Genomic DNA, 23,689 nt, shown 5'->3' on the forward strand with positions numbered 1-23,689 from the left:
CCATCAATCTGAAGGACTTTTACGCTTGGTACACCCATGATGAATACATCGAAGTTTCCGACGAAGTGGCCGCCGAGTTGAAGGCGGACAAGCTGTATGAGGCAGCCCATCAGCGGCGCACGACCCGCAACAAGGCGCAGTATTCCCTCGACTGTGACGATGGGATCGAATACTCGGCCTGTCTGCATGAGCCGACGCCGCAGGAACTTCTGGATCGCCTGGAGCTGTTTGTCCACCTCTGGAACGCCCTCAACTCTCTGCCGGAGGTGCAGGGCGTCCGGGTGGAGGCGCATCTGATCCTCGGTAAGAGCTACCGCCAAATTGCCCGGGAGCAGGGCGTCGACAAAAGCGTTGTCCGGCGTTCGGTAAAGCGCGGCATGGCTGCTATGAAAAATATTTGAAAAAAGTTCTGTAAGTGAGGCTCCATTTGCCCGATTTTTGTCATTGGTATATGAGAGGTAGTTTCAACCTCTCCGCAGCAAGGTAGTTGATGCTTCGTCACGGATCGTCGCTGTCCACTGTGAGGGAGCGCCGCATTGTATATGAGCTGTCTTATGACAGGCCAACAGGAGCGGGTGCGGCGCTCCCGCCTTTCAAAAACACCTTGGGACATTTCGTCCCAAGGTCATAAGCCGCAGGCCAGCGCTCGGAGCGCTGGCCTGTTCGCTTTCCCCAGCAGACAACGGGGAACGCGCATTGTGTTTTGCATCTGGGAAAGGAGGACGCCATGACTGAGAAGCCCGCCACGGAAGAATATGTGTACTACATTGGAAAGATCCGCTTTATCGTCACGCCTGTTTACAAGGAAACGGGAGAACTGATGCGTGACATCCTTTTGAAGCTGATGCTGGCTGATTTGGAGCCGGTATAAAACTTCATGCGTCGGCGGCACATCCATTTTTGATTTGTGTTCGTGCATGAAGTTTTTTGTGCATCATTTTCGGTTGCCCCAACGGGGCGAGAAAATGGCACATTACGGATTGCTATGCTGGCATAGCGATTCCCATCGACATCCTTAACATGGGCGGTCGGGCGAGGTATAATATAGATAGAATAAGAAACCTCTTGCTTGACTGCCAGAGAGGAGGTTTATATGAAACAGTCGAGCAAAAAACACGAACTCGGCACAGCCGCTCTCTACTGCCGACTGAGCCGTGACGATAATATGGACAGCGAGTCCAACAGCATCCAAAATCAGAAGCGTATTTTGGAAAGCTATGCAAAACAGAACGGCTTTACCAATCTCCAATGGTACACGGACGATGGGTACTCCGGTGCGAACTTCCAAAGACCCGGTTTTCAAGCCATGCTTGCGGATATTGAAGCCGGGAAAGTCGGAACGGTCATTGTCAAGGATATGTCGAGATTAGGGCGAAACTATCTCCAAGTGGGAATGTATACGGACATGATTTTCCCACAAAGGGGCGTTCGCTTTATCGCTATCAACGATGGAGTGGACAGCGCACAGGGCGACAATGATTTTGCCCCTCTGCGTAATATCTTCAACGAATGGATGGTGAGAGATACGAGCAAGAAAATCAAGGCAGTTTTCCGCAGCAAAGGCATGAGTGGCAAGCCTATCACAAGTCAGCCGGTCTATGGCTATCTCAAAGGCGAGGACGGACGCTTTATCGTGGACGAAGAAGCTGCCCCGGTCGTCAAGCAGATTTTCAGCTTGTGCCTTGCCGGGAACGGTCCGACCAAAATCGCCCGTGTATTGACCGAGCAGCAAATCCCAACACCGGGTACATTGGAATACCGCAGGACAGGCAGCACACGCCGTTACTACCCCGATTATCCCTACAAGTGGGCGACCAACACGATTGTCCATATCCTTGAACGCAAGGAATATCTGGGGCATACGGTAAACTTCAAGACCGAGAAAGTGTCCTACAAGGTCAAATCAAGCGTGGAAAATCCCGAAGAAAAACAGGTCATTTTCGAGAATACCCATGAGCCAATCATTGACCTTGCCACATGGGAGCGTGTGCAGGAATTACGCAAGCAGCGCAAGCGTCCAAACCGCTATGATGAAGTCGGTCTGTTCTCCGGCTTGCTGTTCTGCGCCGATTGTGGGAGCGTCCTCTATCAGCAGAGATACGAGAACAAAACCCGAAAACAGGATTGCTACATCTGCGGCAACTACAAGAAGCGTACCCACGATTGCACCGCACATTTTATCCGCACCGACCTTTTGACTGCGGGTGTGACCGCCAATCTGCGGAAAGTGACAAGCTATGCAGCCAAGCATGAAAAGCAGTTTATGAAGCTGCTGATCGAGCAGAACGAGGACGGCGGCAAACGCCGCAACGCTGCCAAGCGAAAGGAACTGGACGCAGCCGAAAAGCGGATTGCGGAGCTGTCCGCTATCTTCAAGCGGCTTTATGAGGACAGTGTGACCGGGCGTATTTCTGATGAACGCTTTGCGGAACTTTCCGCAGACTATGAAGCCGAACAGAAACAGGTCAAGTGCCGTGCCGCCGAACTGCAAGCGGAACTGGCAAAGGCACAGGAAGCCACGGTTAATGCGGAAAAGTTTATGAAAGTTGTCCGCAAGTACACCAGCTTTGAGGAATTGACCCATACCCTGCTGCGGGAGTTTATTGAAAAAATCGTTGTCCATGAGTGCAGCTATGACGAGAACGGCACACGCAGACAGGACATTGATATTTATTACAGCTTTGTCGGCAAGGTAGAACTTCCCGACGAATAATGCCCGACCTATCCGACACAATGCGCAAGTGCCGGATAGGAACGGCAAAATTTTTTACACTTCTATTACTTCTTTATCGCATATCAGCAAAGTCCCAGGGCATGAAGCAGTTCATGGCTAATTAAAGGGAACAAAAAGAAAGGAAAAGCACAATCCAGACGGTATTAGCGGCAGGCTACAAGAATAAATTGTGATTACACAAGATTGGTGTTATAATAAGAGAAAAGTTCCTGCCGGGGCAGCCGCCCCGGTGGTATGGATAGAAAGGCAGGAAAAATATGCACATCAGCTATAAACCACTCTGGCACACACTGTTAGAGCGTGATATGAGGAAAGAGGATTTAAGGCTTGCCGCTGGTATGACAACGAATATGATTGCCAACATGAGTAAAGAGGGAAAGCACATCAGCATGGACACATTAGCCCGTATCTGCGAAACGCTGAATTGTGAGATTACTGATGTAATTGAGTTAGTACCAGACGAGCCTGCTTCCACAGGAGGTAAGGAACATGAGCGAATTAAAACCAAGAATAACGGAAAACGGAATTGATTGTATCCTTGTTGGAGATTACTACATCCCAGACTTGAAGCTGCCGGAGGAACACCGCCCCATCGGAAAGTATGGACGGATGCACCGGGAATATTTAAGAGAAGTCCACCCAGCCCGATTGAACACATTGACACTGACCGGGGAGTTATGGACATATCTTGCAGACCTGAACGAACAGGCACAGGAACGATTAGACACCATCATAGAGCAGATGAAAGCTGCCGAGGGCGTGACCGAGGAATTGAAGCGTACCTGTCAAATGGAATGGGTGCAGCGTTGCAATAACATTCACAACCGGGCAGAAGAAATTGTTTTGCATGAGATGATTTATTCATAACGGTATGGATAGAGTGATTTTTTATTCAATCGAAAGTTAGTGAGGTGTTGAATCATGAATGAAAGAGAAAAAATTATTCAATTGTGGTTTGAAATGTGGCTTACAAAACAGGATTTAGGTATTGATAATATTTTTACGGAAGATGTAATTTATACTGAAAGTTGGAGTCCTCAATATAATAATCGTCAAATCGTAAAACACTGGTTTCAGGAATGGAATACCCGTGGCAAAGTCGTTGTTTGGGAAATTAAACAATTCTTCCACAAGGAAAATACTACGATTGTAGAATGGTATTTCAAAAATGAAATGAACAATGGGAATATAGAGGAATTTGATGGGATTTCTCTGGTTGAATGGACAAAGGATGATAAAATAAAGTCATTGAAAGAGTTTGGTTGTAATTTGAATAATTATAATCCTTATGAGCATAGCGACCAACCCGAATTTAGGGAAGAAAGACCAAGTTGGTTTTAATATTAGGAATGAATAGTTTATTTGAGGTGGTATGGAATGGTTAAAGTGATAAAGAAAAGTTTTGTCGTCATTGGAAAAGAAGGTTCAACATTAGACGGCGAAGGATTTATTCAGAAATTGTGGGATGATGCGAATAGTCATTTTGGTGAAGTTGCACATCTGGCAAAGAAAGACGCAAACGGTGGCATTGTGGGAATATGGGGGGCTATGTCTGATATTTCTCGCTCATTTAAACCGTGGGAAGATGGCTTTAGCAAAGGCTTGTATCTGGCAGGAGTGGAATGTGTTGATAATGCAGAAGCACCTGATGGATGGACAAAATGGATAATACCAGATTATGAGTATATAGTTGTTGAAAACCATAAGGGAGTGTTTGAAGAAACCATTGGACAAATGAATGAGGATGGTATTTCTCTGGTCGGAGCAGTTCATGATTATACCGACCCGGCAACAGGAAAGGGCTATCTGTACTTCCCGATAAGAGAAGTTTAATAAATCAGAATTGAGGTGAAGTCATGGCGTCCAGTAAAGAATTTTTAGAATTTATTTTAGGACAGTTATCCGATTTAGAAGAAATTACTTATCGAGCTATGATGGGAGAGTTTATCATTTATTATCGTGGCAAGATTGTAGGCGGTATTTATGATGATAGATTGCTTGTTAAACCAGTGAAAGCAGCAATTAGTTATATACCGACAGCTCCGTATGAATTACCCTATGAGGGAGCAAAACAGATGTTGTTGGTAGATGAAGTTGATAATAAGAATTTTTTAGCAGGCTTGTTTAATGCTATGTATGAGGAATTACCAGCTCCAAAACCGAAAAAGAAGAAATAAGTAAATTAGAAGTTGAGGAAAAGAAAGAATGGAAGATAAAAAGATATTGCTTGATAATATTGATAAAGTTCATACAACCGAAATGGGAATTGATAGAATTAAAAGAAACCTAAAAATAGATACAGCAGATGTTGTTGAGTATTGCAAAAATAAGGTGTTAGATAAAAATTGCAATATATACAAACAGGGTAAAAATTGGTATTGCGAAGTTGAAAATATCAAAATTACTATCAATTCATATAGTTATACAATTATCACAGCACATATTGTTAAGTAAAATCGGACTTTGGAGTGAAATTATGGACTATATAATACGAGAAATGAGAAGTGAAGAATACTGTTTATTAAGTGATTTTTTGTACGAAGCGATTTATATTCCAGAAGGAATTGAACCGCCACCTAAATCAGTAATAGAATGTCCAGAATTACAAGAATATATCGTTGAGTTTGGAAATCGAAAACACGATAAAGCCTTAGTTGCAGAAATGCAGGGAAATGTGATAGGAGCTATTTGGGTAAGAATTATGAATGATTATGGACACATTGATAATGATACTCCATCGCTTGCTATGTCTGTCTACAAAAAATACAGAGGATTAGGCATTGGGACTTCATTATTGAAACAACTATTACAGGTAGAAAGATTGGCTGGATATTCAAAAATATCCTTATCCGTTCAGAAAAGTAATTATGCAGTCAAGATGTACGAGAAAGTGGGATTTACTGTTGCTGATGAAAATAATGAGGAATATATTATGATTGTAAATCTATAACCGAAAGCTACAGTTTACCGAACTAAACTTTCAACTGAATAACCACAGCACAAACCGCTGCTACATGGAAGCCAACACAACCATGCAACAGCGGTTTTTCTTTACCGTTTTTTCCTCTGGCTGATAGGCGTTCCCATTTTCTTTGATTTTTGGAGAATCCGAATCAGCCAGCGAAATTCTTCTTCCGATAAATTTTTGTAGTTGATACCGAGCTGCTTGCAGTAAAGCATTGCCAGTTTTTCCAAACGGCTGCCCTTGAAATTTTCGACCGCTTCCAGATTTTCTTTCAGTTCATCGGCAACGGTGGTCTGGGGCGCACTCTCACTGTCCTTTTTGTGGGTTTCCCGAATATCCCGGATAATCAGGTTGAGGTCATCCAGAACCATGTGGCTGAAATACTCATCATCGCTGATATGGGCAGCTTGCAGCACCTTCAAATGCGGGTCATCTTCGCCGGGGCGATACCGTTCAATGATTTCATGCCGGACGGTATCAACAAGGGCATTGAGGTTTTGGATTTGCATGGTAGCAATCCCGTCCACATAAATCTCAATATCCGCAAGAAACTTGATAAAGTCCTTATGGGTGGCAAGTTCGCAGAGCAGACGGTTGTTAATCCGACCGCTTTTCAGAAGTGCAACCATCTCATCATTCAAATGCAGCTCCGTCAATGGTGTGTTGATCTGCTCCCTGTTCTCTGTCCGGCACAGCAGATAATCAACGGAAACCCCATAGAAGTCTGCCAGCGTGATAAGGTTGCCATGATTGATTTCCTTAAAATCCTCTTTTTCATAACTTCCAAGAGCTGATTTGGAAATGCCCGTCAGCTTTGATAGTTCTTCCAGATTTAAGCCTTTGTCCTTGCGGAGTTCCCAAAGGCGTTCCTGTATGCTTGTTGCTCCTTTCATGGGCGCACGCTCCTTTCCAACGGTTTCATTGCTGCCGCTTATCTGGATTATATCACACTTTCCGTAATCGTGGAAATTTCTGATTTTTACCCTTAATTCCTACTTTGTGGACATACGGCACAGGGCACAAAAATGTTCTATGATACAGGTAGTTCATCGATGGATTATTCCAATCGAATGACCAGCCTGTGTGGGATATGCTTCCCCAGCGATGTAGCGCCATGACTTTTGGCAGGGATGTGGAGGAACCCTGACCGAAACGAGCGTACCAAAGGGAGCGATACGCCGCTGTGAGATTCAGGGGAGGAACGACACCGGGGAGAACTGGCGAACTGACACCGAGATGATACCGAAACACGACAATCTGATAGGGGGACAGTCTACCCTATCGCTGATACTTCGGGAGATTTTAAGCGGCTCTATGGCTATGTTTTTGCCGAAAATCGCCCCGAAACCATACACTAAAACGGGAGGAAGCGCAATATGCCGAGAATGAGCAAAAAGAGGAAGCATGAGCTTTCCTTTTACCTCAATGACCGGGGGCGTGTCACTTACAACGAATTATGCCGGAAATGCCAGCATGGGTGCAAGCAGAGCTTCCGGGCGGTTGTGGTTGACTGCCCCCGTTATTTATCCAAACGAGCAAAGAAAAAGGAGGAACACACAGAATGAATTTTGAATTTATGACGATAGACACATCATTGCCGCCCTGTATGCCCTTTCCCAGAGCGTTGACAGGATTTCCAGTCAGCAGCACCGCAAAGGTCATGTACTGCCGGATGCTGGACGCTATGCTATCCAAAGGGCAGGAGGACGAGAACGGAATCCTGTTTGTCTGCTTCCCTGTCACAGCCATTGCCGCAGTCCTGTCCCGCAGTCCCATGACGGTCAAGCGTTCTCTGAATGAACTGGAAACCGCCGGACTTATCATGCGGGTGCGTCAGGGCGTGGGAGAACCGAATAGAATTTATGTGCTGATACCGGGAAAGGAGGACGCTGCCCTTGCCTGATACCTCAAAGCTGGAAAAGCTCAACCGGGAGTTGGAGAAAAGCGAAAAGAAACTGCGGAAAGCCATCAATGATGAAAAGGCATTGCAGCACCAGTTAAAGCAGCTTACCCGAAAGGAACGGACGCACCGGCTCTGTACTCGTGGCGGTATGCTGGAAAGTTTTCTGCAAGAGCCGGAACGCCTGACAGATGATGATGTCATGCTGTTGTTGAAACTCATTTTTCACAGGCAGGACACGCAGGAACTATTGAAAAAACTGCTGGAACGGGAGAAGCCGGAAACCCCTTAGTTTACTAAGGGCGCAATTATACACCACCCAAAGGTTGGTGCATTGCGTTCTCCGAAGGCTCCTCGCCGGAGGGCTGTGATTTTCCGCAGTCAAGGTCTGCTCCAAATCATACAGGGGACGCTACGCTTCCCCTGCGCTGGCTGCCGCCAGCTACCCTTTTGTGGACTTGCCATCTGGGGACACCTTGCGTTGCAAGCTGTTCCCAGCCGACAAGTTTCATAAAATATGCTATCTTTTCGATAGGCAATGAAGTATAATGAAGTCAGCAATAAATCAGGAATTTGAGGTCAAGGCTTAAACGGGAGGTTTATATGAAAAAATACCAATGTCCTTGCTGCGGATATTTTACCTATAATGTTCCGGCAAATGAAGATTGTGGGTATATCTGTCCCGTTTGTTTTTGGGAGAATGACCCGTTCATTGCTTCTGATAACGAACCAAGCGACTCTAATCATGGAATAACACTAAAAGAAGCGAAATCCAATTTCTCAAAATTTGGTGCTTGTGAAAAAGAAATGTTATGTTATGTCCGACCACCGAGAGATGATGAAAAGAAAATTTCATAGCAACAATGTCGAAGTTATGGAGGGAATAAAAGTGAAGGACACTGCTAAGAGAGCAATAGTTACAGTTATTGTGTTTGTTATAATTTATGTTTTATCTGGTCCAATTATCGGATATACAAACTACGATATGTATTTGAAAGGAATTGAATTTTTATCAGCGGTAATCGGAGCAGGATGTTACTGGATAGGAAGCAATAAAAAATAGTTCTTGAATTTGACAAAGGAGTTGGAAGTATGAAAAGAATAGGTACAGCATTGACTATCGTGTTCATCATCGCTGGATTTGCAATTTCCTTTTTTATTGGACACTATGTGAGCGACAAGTCACATACAGAAAGTCGAGCAGCACAATTTGATAAATATATTTCTCGTGCGATTGATACAATCAAAGATAAAGGTCTGTCCATTGATGGCGCCCCAGAAGCGATAGCCAGCAATATTTGGGTGGCACACGAATTTTGTGATAGCCCTGAAATTTCCGCAGAACTCAGCAATCTGTGGAATACCATTGTATATGAAAAAGATGTGCTTCTCGGTCAAGAAGATGTGTTGACTGCTCAACTGAAAGATATTTTGGAAAAATGTCAATAGTCTTTGCAAATTTTCTATTTATCATTCACTCATCGGGTCAACTTGTCCCGAACTTTTACAACTAAATACCCGCCGCCCACACAGCGGCACATCGAGCAGGAAATCTGAAAAAAGGTCTCCTGCTTTTTTTCTGCCCAAAATGAGGTGGTAAAACGCCACCCCATCCACCAATTAGCGAAAGGAGGAACACGAAATGCCCTGTCCACACAACGAAATCACGATTGTGCAGCGCAGCCAGCGGCAGTCTGCTGTTGCCGCCGCTGCTTACCAGAGCGGCGAAAAGCTGTTCTGTGAATACGACCAGCAAGTGAAGCACTACCCGGAAAAGCGTGGTATCGTCCACAATGAAATCCTGCTCCCGGCAAATGCCCCACAGGAATATGCAGACCGCAATACTTTGTGGAACGCCGCCGAAGCGGTGGAAAAACAATGGAACTCCCAGCTTGCAAGGCGGTGGGTGCTGACCATCCCCAGAGAGATACCGCCCGACCAGTATGCTGTCCTTGTCCGGGAGTTTTGTGAGCAGCAGTTTGTTTCCAAAGGCATGATTGCTGATTTTGCAATCCATGACCCCCATCCGCCGGGACACAATCCCCACGCCCATGTCATGCTCACTATGAGGGCAATGGACGAACATGGAAAATGGCTTCCCAAGAGCCGCAAGGTTTATGACCTTGACGAAAACGGGGAACGGATAAAACTTCCGTCCGGCAGATGGAAAAGCCACAAGGAGGATACGGTGGATTGGAACGACCAGAAGTATTGCGAAATCTGGCGGCATGAATGGGAGGTCATCCAGAACCGCTATCTGGAAGCCAATGACCGCCCAGAGCGTGTGGACTTGCGTTCTTATGCCAGACAGGGGCTTGATATTATCCCTACTGTCCATGAGGGAGCTGCTGTCCGGCAGATGGAAAAGCGGGGTATCCAGACGAACATCGGCAACCTGAACCGGGAAATCAGAGCCGCCAACCGCCTGATGAAGTCCATCCGGCAGCTTATCCAAAACCTCAAAGGCTGGATTACCGAGCTGGGAGAAAAACGGAAAGAACTGCTTGCACAAAAGGCGGCGGAGGAAGCGACACTTCTTCCCAATCTACTGATGAAATATATGGAGATACGAAAGGAAGAACGGAAGGACTGGACGAGGTCTGGACAAAATCGGGGGACTTCACAGGACTTAAAGGCAGTCAGCGAAGCCCTGTCCTATCTCCAGCAAAAGGGGCTTTCCACTGTGGAGGACTTAGAAGCATTTCTGGAATCTTCCGGGAAATCAGCCGCAGATTACCGCAGTCAGATGAAGCCAAAGGAAGCCCGAAGCAAAGTGATTGACGGGATTCTTGCCAGCCGGACAGACTGCAAGGAATGTAAGCCTGTCTATGAGAAGTACCAGAAGATATTTTTTAAGAAAACAAAGGAGAAATTCAAACAGGAACACTCGGAGGTTGCCCGGTATGAAAAAGCCGCCACCCACCTTGCCAAGCACCCAGATGATAAGGACAGTACCCAAAAGGAGCTGCAAGAGGAGCAGGAAACGCTTCTGGAAGAAATCGCAGAGTTGAAAGTACCACTGACCGAGGTACAGGAGGATTTGAAGAAGCTGCGGGACATCCGCTACTGGGTACGGAAAGCCACACCCGGCACAGAGGAAAGTAAAGAGCCGCCTAAGAAGCAGCCCATCAAGGAAGTCTTGCAGGATAAGGCAGACGAGAAAAAGGCTCAAAGAACCGCCCCGGCACAGGCGAAACACAGACAACAGGATATGGAACTTTAACAGGCACTTGCCATTTTCAATCAGAGAATGTCAGGTGCTTTTCTTATTTTCAAGGAGGGATAGATTTGAATGTATTTGAAGCTGTGAAGCAGTCCGTCACAACAAGACAGGCTGCGGAGCATTATGGAATCCATGTAGGTCGGAACGGGATGGCTTGCTGCCCGTTTCATCACGATAAAACCCCAAGCATGAAGCTGGATCGGCGTTACCACTGCTTCGGCTGCGGTGCGGATGGGGATGTGATTGATTTTGCCGCCGCCCTGTATGGGCTGGGAAAGAAAGAAGCCGCCGTACAACTGGCACAGGACTTCGGGCTTTCCTATGAGGACTGGAAACCGCCGGGAAAGGCAAAAAAGCCCAAGCCCCGGCAGAAATCCCCGGAGGAACAGTTTCAAGAAGCAAAGAACCGCTGTTTCCGTATTCTTGCCGATTATCTCCACTTGCTTATGGCATGGAGAACGGACTACGCCCCGCACTCCCTGGAGGAAGCCTTTCATCCCCGGTTTGTGGAAGCCTTACAGAAGCAAGCACAAGTGGAATATCTGCTGGATGTGCTGCTGTTCGGGGAGACAGAGGAAAAAGCGGCTTTGATTACGGACTACGGAAAGGATGTGATACAGCTTGAACAGCGAATGGCAGAGCTTGCAGCCGCAGACGCAGCAAGAACTAAAAAACACCATGAACGCCATGCAGCCGCCCCAGAGCATTGAGGAAATCAAGGCGGGGCTGGAAACCACCGAGAAAGGCGGTGTCCGTCAGAGCATCCGGAACTGCCTGACCGTATTCCAGCGTGACCCTCTGCTTTCCGGGGCTATCGCATACAACATCCTAACTGACCGCAAGGACATCATAAAGCCCATCGGCTTCCACAGAGAAAGCACCGCCCTGAACGATACGGACATGAAGTATCTGCTTCTCTATCTGGAAGAAACCTACGGGCTTACCAATGAGAAAAAGATTGATAACGCCATCGGGATTGTGGCGAATGAAAACAAGTACCATCCCATCCGGGACTACCTAAGTGCCCTTGTGTGGGACGGGACAGAACGAATCCGTTTCTGTCTGCGGCACTTTCTGGGGGCTGACGCAGACGATTACACCTATGAAGCGTTGAAGCTGTTCCTGCTGGGTGCAATCTCACGAGCCTTTCAGCCGGGGTGTAAGTTTGAAATCATGCTCTGTCTGGTAGGCGGTCAGGGGGCTGGCAAGTCCACCTTCTTCCGTCTGCTGGCAGTCCGGGACGAGTGGTTCTCCGATGATTTGCGGAAGCTGGACGATGACAATGTGTACCGCAAGCTGCAAGGTCACTGGATTATCGAAATGTCGGAAATGATGGCAACCGCCAACGCCAAGAGCATTGAGGAAATCAAGTCATTTTTAAGCCGGCAGAAAGAAGTTTACAAGATACCCTATGAAACCCACCCGGCAGACCGCCCCCGTCAGTGCGTGTTTGGCGGCACTTCCAATGCCCTTGACTTCCTGCCCCTTGACCGTTCCGGCAACCGCCGCTTTATCCCCGTCATGGTGTACCCGGAGCAAGCCGAGGTTCACATTTTGGAGGACGAAGCTGCTTCCAGAGCCTATATCGAGCAGATGTGGGCAGAAGCTATGGAGATTTACCGAAGCGGCAGGTTCAAGCTGGCTTTCAGCCCCACCATGCAACGGTATCTCAAAGAACACCAGCGGGATTTTATGCCGGAGGACACCAAAGCCGGAATGATACAGGCGTATCTTGATAAGTACACCGGGAGCATGGTCTGTTCCAAGCAGCTTTACAAGGAAGCCTTGAACCATACCTTTGACGAGCCGAAGCAATGGGAAATCCGGGAAATCAACGAGATTATGAACCAGTGCATTACCGGCTGGCGGTACTTCCCGAACCCAAGACTGTTTTCCGAATATGGCAGACAAAAGGGCTGGGAGCGTGAAAACCCAGCAACGGACTCCGGCAACCCGTCTGAAAAAACGATGGATGGTTTTGTGGAGGTCACAGAACAGATGGAGCTTCCATTCTGAAAATGACAGCCCGTTGCACCCCCTGTTGCTATCCCGTTGCCGAGCCGGTTGCCGGGGAAAATCCCGAAACTATCGGCTTTTCTCCCCTATGACAACCAAAACAACAGAAAAATAAAAGAAAAGTATAAATAGTAACCATCGCCAGATTGAGATTGTTTGCAAGGTCTTTTGAAGCCCGTTGCCGGACTTCGTTGCCGACACCCTCTGTCTGGCTATTTTCATGTATGGAGGATAACTGCCTATGGCAAAAAACAAAACAGAGATTCATGTTACAACGGTGTTTGACGGGGAACTGGACGCAACCGATGTGTTCGTCAGCCTGATTTCCCAGAAATATAGAAAGACAAATACAAAAGAATATCTTGCTAAAAAGAAAGATTTGAAGTATAATGAAGATGAGGTTCAAAAGAGCCAGATACCGTCTGGATTGTGTGGGTAAATGGCTATGATGAACGAAATGGAATATAGAACAATCGGAAAGGCACTTGCCGGGGGCTATCGTGCAGCGGTCTATTGCAGGCTGTCAAAGGACGATGACCTGCAAGGCGAAAGTGCCAGTATCGCAAACCAGCGTGATATGCTGGAAAAATACTGCGAAAAGCAGGGATGGGAGGTTGTGGCAGTCTATCAGGACGATGGTTTCACAGGTCTTAATATGGAGCGTCCTGATTTACAGAGAATGTTGAGAGCCATTGAGCGCAGGCAGATCAACCTTGTCATCACGAAAGACCTCAGCCGTCTGGGGCGTAACTATCTGCAAACCGGGCATTTGATTGAGGACTTTTTCCCAAGAAACGGTGTCCGCTATATCGCCATGAATGACGGTATCGACACCCTGCGGGATAACAACGATATTGCCCCGTTCAAGAATATCCTGAACGAGATGTACAGCAAGGATATTTCCAAGAAAGTCCATTCCTCTTATCTTCTGAAAGCGCAGAAAGGACAGTTTACCGGGTGTCTTGCCCCGTTTGGGTATCGGAAAGACCCGGAGGACAAAAACCATCTGCTCATTGACGAGGAAACCGCCCCGATTGTGCGGCTGATTTTCGGATATGCCCTAAACGGTCATGGTCCGAACTATATCCGCAGACGGCTGGAGGAAGAAAAAATCCCCTGCCCCACATGGTGGAACCGGGAACGGGGGCTTCGCAATACCCGCACCAAATGGGAAAAGAAAGACCCGGAAAACGGGCGGTATATGTGGGACTTCTCAGTTATCAAAGACCTTTTGATGAATCCCGTCTACACCGGGGCGATTGCTTCCCAGAAAAAGGACTACCGTTTCAAAATCGGCACGATTGGGGAAAAGAAGCCGGAGGACTGGATTGTAGTGGAGGAACAGCATGAACCGCTGATTGACCGCATGAGCTTTGATATTGTGCAGAACAAGCTGAAATCCCGCCAGCGTCCGGGGCAGACCAATGAAATCAGCCTGTTTGCCGGACTGATAAAATGCGGCGAGTGTGGGAAGTCGCTGACGATACGCTACACAAACGCAAAACATCCCCAGCAAATTTATTCCTGCAAGACCTACAATGCCTTTGGAAAGAACCACTGCACCCAGCACCGGATTGATTATGACACCCTTTACAGCCATGTGCTGCGGAAAATCCGGGAATGTGCCAGAGCTGCCCTGATGGACGGGGAAGCGGTTGCCGACCGCCTGACCAATACCTGTGAAGCAGAGCAGCGGGAACAGCGGGAAGCAATGGAACGCTCCCTTACAAGGGACGAGGAACGGATTGAGGTTCTGGACAAAATGGTCATGCGGCTTTATGAGGATATGATTGCAGGGCGTATCAGTGAGCAGAATTTCAACACCATGCTGGAAAAGACACAGACCGAGCAGACGGAGCTTAAAGCAAAAGTGTCCGAGGGCAGAAAGCGGCTGTCCGATGAAGTCCAGCTTGCCAATGACGCAAAACAATGGGTGGAAGCCATTCAGGAATACGCCAACATCACAGAGCTGGACGCAGCCACCCTTAACCGCTTAATTAAAGAAATCGTCGTGCATGAACGCATTGACGAAGATAAAACAAGACACATTTCTATCGAAATTCATTTTAATCTCAAACCCATCCCGGAGGTGGAACAGGTCACTGCCTGACCTGTCCCGCCGGGACGGTTCTCTTAAAAACACCATATAGATTTTTTGTACGCCGCCGCCCGCCATCGAGCAGAGTTTTTACACCTAATTGGGGATAAAACAGCTCATGGCGGGCGGCGGCATCATCGTCATTGGCACCACACTGATCCCTCTGTTGTCTGGCCTGTTTTAAGGTAGGCGCTTATGGATTTTCTCACCGACTGGCTCACAAACTGGCTCAAAGAGCTTCTGATTGGCGGGATTATGGGAAACCTCGAAGGGCTTTTTGATACCGTCAATACCCAAGTCGGAGAGATTGCGGCACAGGTAGGGACTACCCCGGCGGCGTGGCACGCCGGGGTTTTCTCCCTGATCCGACAGCTTTCCGAAACGGTGATCCTGCCGATTGCCGGAATGGTGCTGACCTTTGTTGCCACTTATGAGCTCATACAGATGCTTTTGGAAAAGAACAATATGCACGAGGTTGACGTTGCGAACCTCTATAAATGGATGTTCAAAACAGCCTGTGCAATCTTAATCCTGTCAAATACATTCAATATCGTCATGGCTGTGTTCGATGTGTCACAGAGCGTCATCGCGCAGGCAGGCGGGCTCATTCAAGGCTCTACCGATGTTTCGGCGGATATGCTTGCCGAACTGGAAACCTCGCTGGAGGCGATGGACTTGGGGCCGCTTTTGGGGCTTTGGCTGCAGTCTGCGCTCATTGGATTTACGATGAAGGCGATGGGGATTATCATTTTCGTTTTGGTGTATGGCAGGATGCTGGAAATCTATCTGCTGACCAGTCTGGCCCCCATCCCCGTTGCTACGCTTTCCAACCGGGAGCTTGGCAGCACCGGGCAAAACTACATCAAGTCCCTGTTTGCCGTGGGCTTTCAAGGGCTGCTGATTCTTGTATGTGTTGCAATTTACGCGGTGCTCATTCAAGGCATCGCAACAAGCGGCGATCCCATCGGGGCGATTTGGGGAACTGTGGGCTACACGGTTTTGCTTTGCTTCATGCTCTTTAAGACCGGGAGCATTGCCCAGCGTGTCTTTGGCGCTCATTAACAGGAGGAGGTGCTTATGCCGAGAAGATACGGGGCGGATGGAACGCGCTTATGGAATGGAAAAACGCCGGAGGAGTTTACTGAAGCGGACGCTTACCGCTTTATGGCGGAAACGGAGGCCGTCCTGCAAAGAAAAGAGCTGATGGACGACCCCGCCCAGCTTGCTCCGGCAAGCGGAAAGGAGGAATTTTATCTGAGTAAGAACGACGATGTATTGCTGACCCCGGAGCAGATTGCTACGGAGGAGCGGCGCTGGCTATTTGATGCTCCCATCGCGGAGCTTGCAGAAGTCAAGGGCGTTAGTATTGACGAGGCGGTAAAAATGCGGACGGATGCCGTCTTGCAGGAGGCGGTTGTTCCGATCACGGTATCTGTCCGCCCGATTGAGCCGCAGGGAAAACTGATCGGCTTCGCCAGCGTCAATTTTGGCGGTGTGGTCATCGACGATTTTAAGGTTGTGGACGGGAAAAACGGGATTTTCCTCGGCGCTCCCTCTAAACCTGATCCTGCCAGCCGGACGGGATACCGGGCTACGGTTCGGATTCCTGACCGAGCCACACAGGAACGGATCAATGCGGCTGGTGTGGAGGCGTATCATGCGGCGGTGGAACAGCTTGTTGCACGGGCCCAGGCGGTACGGCCTGCCCCGATCAAGGAGCAGATGGCCGAGGCTGCAAAGCAAGCGGGAAAAGAAAACGCTGCCCGGCCTGCGCCTGCCAAGGCAAAGGAGGCCCGTAATGACCGATAGCCGCACTTTGGGACAAAGTGTCCCGAAGGAGGGCTTGTTTCTCATGGATGGCATTGAGGGCCTGCGCTCCCTGCCCAAACATAGCGTGGATATGCTGTTGACTGATCCGCCCTACGGCACAACCCGGAATTATTGGGATGTGCCCCTGCCGCTCCCGGAGTTGTGGGAGGCGGTGAAATGGGCGGTCAAGCCGAATGGCGCAGTGCTGTTTTTCGCACAGTGCCCCTTTGACAAGGTGCTGGGCGCATCCAACCTCGCCATGCTCCGCTATGAGTGGATTTGGTACAAAGAGCGCGGAACGGGCTTTCTCAATGCAAATCGGGCTCCGCTGAAAAAGTCCGAGAACATCTTGGTGTTTTACCAAAAGTCCCCGGTCTACAATCCACAGTTTACTTACGGCAAGCCATATACCCGTGTTCATTCCCGAAGCGGTACAAGCTCCAACTATGGGAAATTTGAACGGCAGGGCTCAGAGTCCAACGATGGCCGCCGCTATCCCGGAAATGTGCTTTTTGTGCCTACGGTGTCCGGCGGCATCCATCCCACACAGAAGCCCGTGGAGCTTTGTGAGTATCTGATCCGCACCTATACCCGCCCCGGCGAATTGGTCGCGGACATTTGCGCGGGCTCCGGCACAACCGCGATTGCAGCTATCAACACAGAACGTCGCTTTGTATGCTTTGAAACGGCCCCGGCCTTTTATGCCGCAGCCAGTGAGCGTATTCGTGCGGCGCAGGCAGTAAAAAGTTCTGGCGAGAAAGGAGTGTAATTATCCAGCAGTATTCTATCATTTACGCCGATCCCCCTTGGCGCTACTCGGCTAAGAAAGTACAGGGCGCGGCGGAAAACCATTATCCCACTATGAGCATTGAGGAGTTATGTGCGTTGCCTGTGGCTGATCTTGCAGCCCCGGACAGCGCACTCTTTTTATGGGCTACTTTCCCGCAGCTCCCGGAGGCGCTCCGGCTGATCGAGGCTTGGGGCTTCACCTACAAAAGCGTTGCTTTCGTCTGGCTGAAAAAGAACAAGAAGGCGGATAGCTGGTTTTACGGCCTTGGCTTCTGGACAAGGGGCAATGCAGAAATCTGCCTGCTGGCAACCAAGGGACATCCAAAGCGGCAGACTGCCAACATTCATCAATTCATCATTTCCCCGATTGAAGCCCATAGCAAAAAGCCGGACGAAGCCCGCGCCAAAATCATTTCCCTGATGGGCGATCTGCCCCGCGTGGAGCTCTTTGCCAGGCAGACCCCGCCCGGCTGGGCTGTATGGGGAAATGAAGTAACACCAACCATCCCGGACTTTGGGACACATTGTCCCGAAGTACAGAAAGGAGTGTGATCTATGCCCTATGTAAACGTACCAAACGATTTATCCAAAATCAAAACAAAGATGGCTTTCAACCTCACCAAACGCCAGCTTGTCTGCTTCGGCAGCGCGGGCGCGGTGGGGATTCCGGCCTATCTGCTGACCCGTGGCACCCTCGGCAATACCGGGGCGATGTTTCTCATGCTGGGAATTATGCTCCCGGCGTTCCTGCTGGCGATGTATGAAAAGGACGGCTTGCCCTTTGAAAAGGTTGTGCGAAACATCATCCGGGCCAAGTTTCTAAGGCCGGGGATCAGGGCCTACCGAACCGAAAACATTTATGCGCCCTTTGCCGGGCCGGGCGCTGGAAAGGAGGATGTGATTGAAAAACACAAAGAAGAAAAACGGAGCCGCCGCCAAGGGTAAAGGCCGGGCGACCCTGTCTGCCCAACAGACAATCCCGTATCTGTCCATGCACCCGGACGGTGTGTGCAAGCTCCCGGGTGGGCTCTATACAAAAACCGTGGAATATGAGGACATCAATTACTCCGTGGCATCCACCGAGGATCAGACCGCCATATTCAGCGGATGGAGCTCATTCCTCAACTACTTTGACAGTTCGCTGCCGTTCCAGCTTTCCTTTATCAACCGCCGTTCTCATTTCCGCAGCCGCTATCAGGTCAATATCCCGAAAGCGGATGACAACTATAACAGCGTCCGGGACGAGTTTACCGGGATGCTGAAAAATCAGATTGCCAAAAGCAACAACGGCATTGAGCGCTCAAAATACATCACCTTTGGCATACCCGCCGAGGGGATTGCGGAGGCACGGCCCCGTCTGGAGCGTGTGGAGGCTGATGTCATGGGAAACTTTAAGCGGTTGGGCGTTCCCTCGGAGCCGATGGACGGGCGGGCCCGCCTTGCGCTGCTTCATAGCCAGATGCATCCGGGGAGCCGCGAGGCGTTCCGCTTTTCGTGGAAAGACATCCCGCAGACCGGGCTCGGCACAAAAGACTTTATTGCCCCGGACAGTCTCGACTTCCGCCAGTCCCGCACATTCCGCATCGGCCAGTATTGGGGCGCGGCGTCCTACTTGCAGATTATGGCATCGGAGCTTTCGGATAAGCTGCTGGCGGAAATCTTGGAGCTGGATGCAGAAATGACCGTGACCATGCACATTCAGACCGTGGATCAGCTCAAGGCAATTAAGACCATCAAGGGGAAAATCTCGGACATCGGAAAAATGAAAGTGGAGGAACAGAGAAAGGCTGTGCGCTCCGGCTATGACCCGGATATTCTTCCCCCTGATCTGATTACATTCAGCAAGGACGCAGCGGAGCTTCTGGCCGATCTGCAGTCCCGCAATGAGCGAATGTTTCTGCTGACCTTTACGGTAGTAAACCTTGCCCCTAACCGCCAGCGGCTGGAAAACGATGTGTTTACCGTGGGCGGTATCGCGCAGAAATACAACTGCGCTCTGCGCCGTCTGGACTGGCAACAGGAACAGGGCTTTGTTTCCTCGTTAGCCCTTGGTTACAACGAGGTAGAAATCCAGCGCGGTATGACCACCAGCTCAACAGCCATCTTTATTCCTTTTATGACAAGGGAGCTCCGCATGGCTGGGCAGGCCCTCTACTATGGCATGAACGCACTTTCTCACAATGTCATCATGGCTGACCGCAAAAAGCTGAAATCGGCAAACGGGATGTATTTGGGCTCTACGGGCTCCGGCAAGAGCTTTGCCGCAAAGCGCGAGCTCTTGAATGTGTTTCTCACCATCCCGCAGGATCGGATCATCGTGGTTGACCCGATGGGCGAATATGCGCCACTGGTGCGAAGGCTGGGCGGTCAGGTGATCGAGATTGCCCCGGACAGCCCGCACCACCTCAATCCGATGGATGTGGAGCTCAATATGGCCGCCGGAGAAAGCCCGCTTTCCATGAAGGCGGATTTTCTTTTGTCCCTATGCGAGCTGGTGGTCGGCGGCAAGGAAGGCTTGCAGCCCATTGAAAAGACGGTCATTGACCGCTGTGTGCGTTTGGTGTACCGGGAACAGGCGCTCGGACTGGAAACTGCAAAAACACCGCTGTTACAGGATTTGTACGAAGAACTCTTACGCCAGCCGGAGCCCGAAGCCCGGCGCGTGGCAACTGCCTTAGAGCTTTATTGCACAGGCTCCCTCAATCTCTTTAACCATCCTACCAACGTCAAGACGGACAGCCGTGTGGTGTGCATCGTTCTGAAAAACATGGGCGAAAACCTTAGAAAGATTGCAATGCACATCACAAATGAGTTTGTTTCGCAGGCGGTGGATCAGAACTTCCACGAGGGCGCGGCGACTTGGTGCTACTTTGACGAGTTTCATATCCTGCTCCGTGATCCGCTGACAGCCAGCTACTTTGTGGCGGTCTGGAAAATGCTGCGTAAAAAAGGATGTGTGCCGTCTGCTTTAACGCAGAACGTCAAAGACCTTTTGGCCAGCCGGGAAATCGAGAACATTCTGGACAACACGGATTTTATGATTCTGCTTTCGCAGGCGCAGAGTGACCGTACCATTCTGGCAAAACAGCTTGGTATTTCCGAGCATCAGCTTTCCTATATCACACACAGCAATTCCGGTGAGGGGCTGTTGTTCTATGGAAATGTAACCATTCCGTTTGTGGATCGGTTCCCTCGCGGAGAAATCTATGACCTGCTGACTACCCGCCCGGAGGATATGAAGAATGAAACGAAAAACGAATAAGACCAAGGAGGAGGCTTGGTCGCAGACCGCCCACGCCCCTGACGGGGAACAGCCCGGGCCGGAGGCTTCCGACACTTCGGGACAAAGTGTCCCGAAGTCCAAGTTCCGCAAAAAGAGCCAGCAGGAACAGGCTGCGGCGGCAAAGCTCCGTATGGAGTCCCAAGGCGAAAAGCTGGAACAGGCCCGGGAGAAGCTGGCAAAACAAAAGCCGCCGAAAAAGCCCGGCCCGGTAAAACGCATAGGCCGTGTTGCCAGTGGTTCCATTCACAGCTTCGTGCATGGCAAGATTTTTGAAGTGGAACAGGAAAATGTCGGCACAGAAGGCGCACACCGTTCTGAGCTTGTGGGAGAAACCGCGCTGCGGCACGGCTCCTGCTTTGTGCGCCGTAAAGTCCGGGAACATCCGGCAAAAGTGGTACGCAAGGCCGAGGCCCGCTATACCAAATACACGGCGGACTACCATTTTCACACCGCCGCACAGGAGCACCCGGAGCTGACGAAAAATGCCCTTACCCGCTACTGGCAAAAGCAACGGCTTCGCAGGCAATACCGCAAGCAGGCAAAGGAGGCTGCAAAGCAGGGCGCGGCTGCGGCTGGGAAAACTGCCACAGCCACAGAACGCCTGACCGCCCGGGCAGTGGAATTTGTCAAAAGTCATCCCGCAGGTGCCATGGTTGCGGTGCTCTGTGTGTTACTCCTGTTTGCTATGCAGTCCTGTTCCTCTACCATGCTTATGCTGGGGAACGCCGGGGCCGGTGCATTAGGAGCCAGCACCTATCCTTGCGAGGAGCGGGATATGCTGGCCGCCGAAGCTGCCTACTGTGCGCTGGAAGATGATTTGCAGCATTATCTGGACACCTATGAAAGCACCCATGACTATGACGAATATCACTTCGATCTGGACGAAATCGAACATGACCCCTATGTGCTGCTTTCTCTTTTATGTGCGCTCCATGAGGGGCAATGGACAATAGACGAAGTACAGGGGACGCTGCAAATGCTGTTTGACCGCCAGTACATTCTCACGGAGGATGTAGTGGTGGAAACCCGGTATCGCACGGAAACCGACACATGGACGGACGAGGATGGCAACTCCCATACGGACACCTATCAGGTGCCTTACGATTATTACATCTGTACGGTCACGCTGGAGAACTTTGATTTATCCCATGTGCCCGTATATGTCATGGGCGAGGAGCAGCTTTCACGGTATGCCATCTATATGGCAACGCTGGGAAACCGCCCCGATCTGTTCCCGGATTCTCCATATGTGAACAAGTACATTACCGGGAAGCCCGGTGATTACGAAGTGCCCGGAGAATATCTGGACGATGAAACCTTTGCCGCGATGCTTGCCGAAGCGCAGAAATACATCGGCTATCCCTATGTGTGGGGCGGCAGTTCTCCCGCCACTTCCTTTGATTGCTCGGGGTACGTTTCGTGGGTTATCAATCACTCCGGCTGGAATGTGGGCAGGCTGGGAGCCCAGGGGCTCTATAACATCTGTACGCCGACCAGTTCTCCCAAACCCGGTGATCTGGTGTTCTTCAAAGGCACCTATGACACGCCGGGCGTGAGCCATTGCGGGATTTATGTCGGTGATGGAAAAATGCTGCATTGCGGAGATCCCATCGGCTACGCAAATTTGAATACAAGCTACTGGCAATCTCATTTTTACGCCTACGGGCGTTTACCGTGACAGGAGGTTTTGAAATGGCAACTACCAAAAGCATGAAAATTCAGGCCGAGATTGATAAGGTCAAGGCCAAAATCAGTGAACAGCAGGCCCGGCTCAAGGAGCTGGAGCAGAAAAAGCTGGAGGCGGAAAACAGCGAGATCGTGGACATTGTGCGCGGTATGAGCATTTCCCTTACGGAGCTCCCGCTGCTGTTTGAAAAGCTGAAGGACGGAGGTACTTTGGGACAAGGTGTCCCGAAGTCCGAAGAAGAAAAGGAGGAAAACTGAATATGAAACACTTTCGTATGTTGGCGGCGGGGCTTTGCTCCGCCGTTCTTTTATGCGGCTTTGCAATCCCGGCCTATGCCTATTCGGACGGCGGGAATGAGGAACCGCCTGTTGTGGAAGAAACTCCGGCCCCGGAGCCAGCGCCTACCATTACCCCGGGCGAGGGCTTTTCGGAGGATGGAAACCTTGTGACCCGCGATCTGCTCTACGATGCCGCAACCAACAAACAGTTCATCACGGTGGAAACCAGCGGCGGCAACACCTTTTACATTGTCATTGACTATGACAAGCCTGTGGACGAGGACGGCGAACAGTATCACACCTACTTTTTGAACATGGTGGATGAAGCCGATCTGCTGGCGGCACTGGAGGCCGCTGGCGGAGAACTTCCGGCCTGCTCCTGCACAGAAAAATGTGCGCCCGGAGCCATCCATACGGATTGCGAGGTCTGCGCGGTCAACATGACCGAGTGTGCTGGCACAGCTCCAGAACCCGCTCCGGTGACGGAACCTGCGGAGGAGCCGGAACCCGAGCCCCAGCAGAAAAGTAATACCGGGACGCTTCTGCTGATCTTGGCAGTGGCTGTTCTGGGTGGCGGTGCAGGCTGGTACTTCAAAATCTACCGCCCGAAGCATGAAAAAGCTGCTGTACCCGAAGAGGATTACAGTGAGGAACTGGCTGATTATGACGATCCCGAGGACGATGGGCCGCCTTGGGACGAGGACGATACCGAAAGCGAGGATAATGAATGAGATTTACCAACAACCCCTATGAGGGATTTATGAAAGAAAAAAGCTACTTTAAGGGTGTGCCGCCAAGCCTGCCGCCGAAGGGCTCCCGTTGTGACGGCTGCCCTTACTGGCGCGGGATTGGCTGCGTGTTCTGCTACCGGGAGCAGCTCAAACCACCGGGCAACGGGAGGTGATGC

31 protein-coding genes and 2 pseudogenes are annotated in these 23,689 nt (G+C 50.0%); 32 read left to right on the top strand and 1 reads right to left on the bottom strand.

From position 1 onward, the window contains the following. Positions 1-2 precede the first annotated feature (2 nt). The 10 genes and pseudogenes from LKD37_RS02275 to LKD37_RS02320 all read left to right on the top strand — a co-directional run bounded on the left by LKD37_RS02275 (position 3) and on the right by LKD37_RS02320 (position 5,684). Entirely contained in the window at positions 3-401 is a 399-nt protein-coding gene (locus LKD37_RS02275; RefSeq protein WP_302927763.1) for an RNA polymerase sigma factor, read from the top strand. 326 nt (positions 402-727) lie between these two features. Further along, positions 728-871 carry a hypothetical protein gene (locus tag LKD37_RS02280; protein WP_212818823.1) on the top strand — a complete coding sequence of 48 codons (144 nt, stop codon included), beginning with the start codon at positions 728-730 and terminating at the stop codon, positions 869-871. Positions 872-1,093: 222 nt separating this feature from the next. After that, entirely contained in the window at positions 1,094-2,713 is a 1,620-nt protein-coding gene (locus tag LKD37_RS02285) for a recombinase family protein (protein WP_302927764.1), read from the top strand. Between the two features lie 190 nt (positions 2,714-2,903). Beyond that, positions 2,904-3,264, top strand: a pseudogene (locus tag LKD37_RS02290) (helix-turn-helix domain-containing protein). Next, the gene (locus LKD37_RS02295; RefSeq protein ID WP_302927765.1) at positions 3,224-3,601 is read left to right on the top strand and encodes a TnpV protein; all 378 of its coding nucleotides are present in this window, start codon (positions 3,224-3,226) and stop codon (positions 3,599-3,601) included. Before LKD37_RS02290 ends, LKD37_RS02295 begins: the two are co-directional and overlap by 41 nt. A gap of 54 nt (positions 3,602-3,655) precedes the next feature. Next, a complete protein-coding gene (locus LKD37_RS02300; RefSeq protein ID WP_173785159.1) occupies positions 3,656-4,075 on the top strand; it encodes a nuclear transport factor 2 family protein in 420 nt (139 codons plus the stop codon). Positions 4,076-4,111: 36 nt separating this feature from the next. Further along, positions 4,112-4,567, top strand: a complete 456-nt coding sequence (locus LKD37_RS02305) for a GyrI-like domain-containing protein (protein WP_002595209.1) — start codon at positions 4,112-4,114, stop codon at positions 4,565-4,567. 23 nt (positions 4,568-4,590) lie between these two features. After that, positions 4,591-4,911: a TfoX/Sxy family protein gene (locus tag LKD37_RS02310; protein ID WP_302927766.1), complete on the top strand. Its 321-nt coding sequence runs from the start codon at positions 4,591-4,593 to the stop codon at positions 4,909-4,911. Positions 4,912-4,939: 28 nt separating this feature from the next. After that, positions 4,940-5,188: a DUF3781 domain-containing protein gene (locus LKD37_RS02315; protein ID WP_173748508.1), complete on the top strand. Its 249-nt coding sequence runs from the start codon at positions 4,940-4,942 to the stop codon at positions 5,186-5,188. Between the two features lie 22 nt (positions 5,189-5,210). Then, a complete protein-coding gene (locus tag LKD37_RS02320) occupies positions 5,211-5,684 on the top strand; it encodes a GNAT family N-acetyltransferase (RefSeq protein ID WP_002596487.1) in 474 nt (157 codons plus the stop codon). A 101-nt stretch (positions 5,685-5,785) separates the two neighbouring features. Here the strand turns inward: LKD37_RS02320 and LKD37_RS02325 are convergent, their stop codons facing one another. After that, positions 5,786-6,592, bottom strand: a complete 807-nt coding sequence (locus LKD37_RS02325; protein ID WP_069432587.1) for a helix-turn-helix domain-containing protein — start codon at positions 6,590-6,592, stop codon at positions 5,786-5,788. Positions 6,593-7,075: 483 nt separating this feature from the next. Between LKD37_RS02325 and LKD37_RS02330 the strand changes: the two genes are divergently transcribed. The 22 genes and pseudogenes from LKD37_RS02330 to LKD37_RS02435 all read left to right on the top strand — a co-directional run bounded on the left by LKD37_RS02330 (position 7,076) and on the right by LKD37_RS02435 (position 23,686). Then, positions 7,076-7,264 carry a hypothetical protein gene (locus LKD37_RS02330; RefSeq protein ID WP_025544156.1) on the top strand — a complete coding sequence of 63 codons (189 nt, stop codon included), beginning with the start codon at positions 7,076-7,078 and terminating at the stop codon, positions 7,262-7,264. Beyond that, positions 7,261-7,602, top strand: a complete 342-nt coding sequence (locus LKD37_RS02335) for a replication initiator protein A (protein WP_073929947.1) — start codon at positions 7,261-7,263, stop codon at positions 7,600-7,602. The genes LKD37_RS02330 and LKD37_RS02335 overlap by 4 nt, the downstream gene beginning before the upstream one ends. Then, on the top strand, positions 7,595-7,891 hold the full coding sequence (locus LKD37_RS02340) for a DUF3847 domain-containing protein (protein ID WP_002594808.1): 297 nt from the start codon (positions 7,595-7,597) through the stop codon (positions 7,889-7,891). The genes LKD37_RS02335 and LKD37_RS02340 overlap by 8 nt, the downstream gene beginning before the upstream one ends. 311 nt (positions 7,892-8,202) lie before the next feature. After that, positions 8,203-8,457: a CPCC family cysteine-rich protein gene (locus LKD37_RS02345; protein ID WP_117541237.1), complete on the top strand. Its 255-nt coding sequence runs from the start codon at positions 8,203-8,205 to the stop codon at positions 8,455-8,457. Positions 8,458-8,488: 31 nt separating this feature from the next. Next, entirely contained in the window at positions 8,489-8,662 is a 174-nt protein-coding gene (locus tag LKD37_RS02350; protein WP_227093999.1) for a hypothetical protein, read from the top strand. 29 nt (positions 8,663-8,691) lie between these two features. Further along, positions 8,692-9,048: a hypothetical protein gene (locus tag LKD37_RS02355; protein ID WP_117541235.1), complete on the top strand. Its 357-nt coding sequence runs from the start codon at positions 8,692-8,694 to the stop codon at positions 9,046-9,048. Positions 9,049-9,241: 193 nt separating this feature from the next. Next, a complete protein-coding gene (mobQ, locus tag LKD37_RS02360) occupies positions 9,242-10,822 on the top strand; it encodes a MobQ family relaxase (RefSeq protein WP_302927767.1) in 1,581 nt (526 codons plus the stop codon). A 65-nt stretch (positions 10,823-10,887) separates the two neighbouring features. Beyond that, positions 10,888-11,532, top strand: a complete 645-nt coding sequence (locus LKD37_RS02365) for a CHC2 zinc finger domain-containing protein (protein WP_302927768.1) — start codon at positions 10,888-10,890, stop codon at positions 11,530-11,532. Then, positions 11,501-12,838 (top strand): virulence-associated E family protein, encoded by a 1,338-nt coding sequence (locus LKD37_RS02370; protein ID WP_302927769.1) that lies wholly within the window; start codon positions 11,501-11,503, stop codon positions 12,836-12,838. Before LKD37_RS02365 ends, LKD37_RS02370 begins: the two co-directional genes overlap by 32 nt. A gap of 241 nt (positions 12,839-13,079) precedes the next feature. After that, a complete protein-coding gene (locus LKD37_RS02375; RefSeq protein WP_118529251.1) occupies positions 13,080-13,277 on the top strand; it encodes a hypothetical protein in 198 nt (65 codons plus the stop codon). Next, on the top strand, positions 13,278-14,948 hold the full coding sequence (locus LKD37_RS02380; protein ID WP_302927770.1) for a recombinase family protein: 1,671 nt from the start codon (positions 13,278-13,280) through the stop codon (positions 14,946-14,948). It abuts the gene before it with no gap. Between the two features lie 91 nt (positions 14,949-15,039). After that, positions 15,040-15,120, top strand: a pseudogene (locus tag LKD37_RS02385) (Maff2 family mobile element protein); the annotation flags it as partial. A gap of 11 nt (positions 15,121-15,131) precedes the next feature. Beyond that, complete coding sequence (locus tag LKD37_RS02390) at positions 15,132-15,998, top strand: VirB6/TrbL-like conjugal transfer protein, CD1112 family (protein ID WP_119246109.1); 867 nt, start codon at positions 15,132-15,134, stop codon at positions 15,996-15,998. 15 nt (positions 15,999-16,013) lie between these two features. Then, complete coding sequence (locus tag LKD37_RS02395) at positions 16,014-16,745, top strand: septation protein SpoVG family protein (RefSeq protein ID WP_302927771.1); 732 nt, start codon at positions 16,014-16,016, stop codon at positions 16,743-16,745. Further along, positions 16,735-17,514 carry a DNA-methyltransferase gene (locus LKD37_RS02400; RefSeq protein WP_021738873.1) on the top strand — a complete coding sequence of 260 codons (780 nt, stop codon included), beginning with the start codon at positions 16,735-16,737 and terminating at the stop codon, positions 17,512-17,514. Before LKD37_RS02395 ends, LKD37_RS02400 begins: the two co-directional genes overlap by 11 nt. A 17-nt stretch (positions 17,515-17,531) precedes the next feature. Further along, the gene (locus LKD37_RS02405; protein WP_119246111.1) at positions 17,532-18,086 is read left to right on the top strand and encodes an MT-A70 family methyltransferase; all 555 of its coding nucleotides are present in this window, start codon (positions 17,532-17,534) and stop codon (positions 18,084-18,086) included. Between the two features lie 3 nt (positions 18,087-18,089). Continuing rightward, entirely contained in the window at positions 18,090-18,479 is a 390-nt protein-coding gene (locus LKD37_RS02410) for a PrgI family protein (RefSeq protein ID WP_015563852.1), read from the top strand. Next, a complete protein-coding gene (locus LKD37_RS02415; RefSeq protein ID WP_349048751.1) occupies positions 18,436-20,796 on the top strand; it encodes a VirB4-like conjugal transfer ATPase, CD1110 family in 2,361 nt (786 codons plus the stop codon). Before LKD37_RS02410 ends, LKD37_RS02415 begins: the two co-directional genes overlap by 44 nt. Beyond that, entirely contained in the window at positions 20,777-22,495 is a 1,719-nt protein-coding gene (locus tag LKD37_RS02420; RefSeq protein WP_302927772.1) for a C40 family peptidase, read from the top strand. Before LKD37_RS02415 ends, LKD37_RS02420 begins: the two co-directional genes overlap by 20 nt. Before the next feature lie 14 nt (positions 22,496-22,509). After that, positions 22,510-22,761 (top strand): DUF4315 family protein, encoded by a 252-nt coding sequence (locus tag LKD37_RS02425; RefSeq protein ID WP_119246112.1) that lies wholly within the window; start codon positions 22,510-22,512, stop codon positions 22,759-22,761. A gap of 2 nt (positions 22,762-22,763) precedes the next feature. Beyond that, positions 22,764-23,513 carry a DUF4366 domain-containing protein gene (locus LKD37_RS02430; protein ID WP_118727990.1) on the top strand — a complete coding sequence of 250 codons (750 nt, stop codon included), beginning with the start codon at positions 22,764-22,766 and terminating at the stop codon, positions 23,511-23,513. Continuing rightward, positions 23,510-23,686, top strand: coding sequence for a hypothetical protein (locus LKD37_RS02435; protein WP_014080211.1), 177 nt, complete (start codon positions 23,510-23,512; stop codon positions 23,684-23,686). The genes LKD37_RS02430 and LKD37_RS02435 overlap by 4 nt, the downstream gene beginning before the upstream one ends. Positions 23,687-23,689 lie beyond the last annotated feature (3 nt).

It is taken from the genome of Brotocaccenecus cirricatena (assembly GCF_020687045.1).
GTDB classification, from domain to species: domain Bacteria; phylum Bacillota; class Clostridia; order Oscillospirales; family Oscillospiraceae; genus Vescimonas; species Vescimonas cirricatena.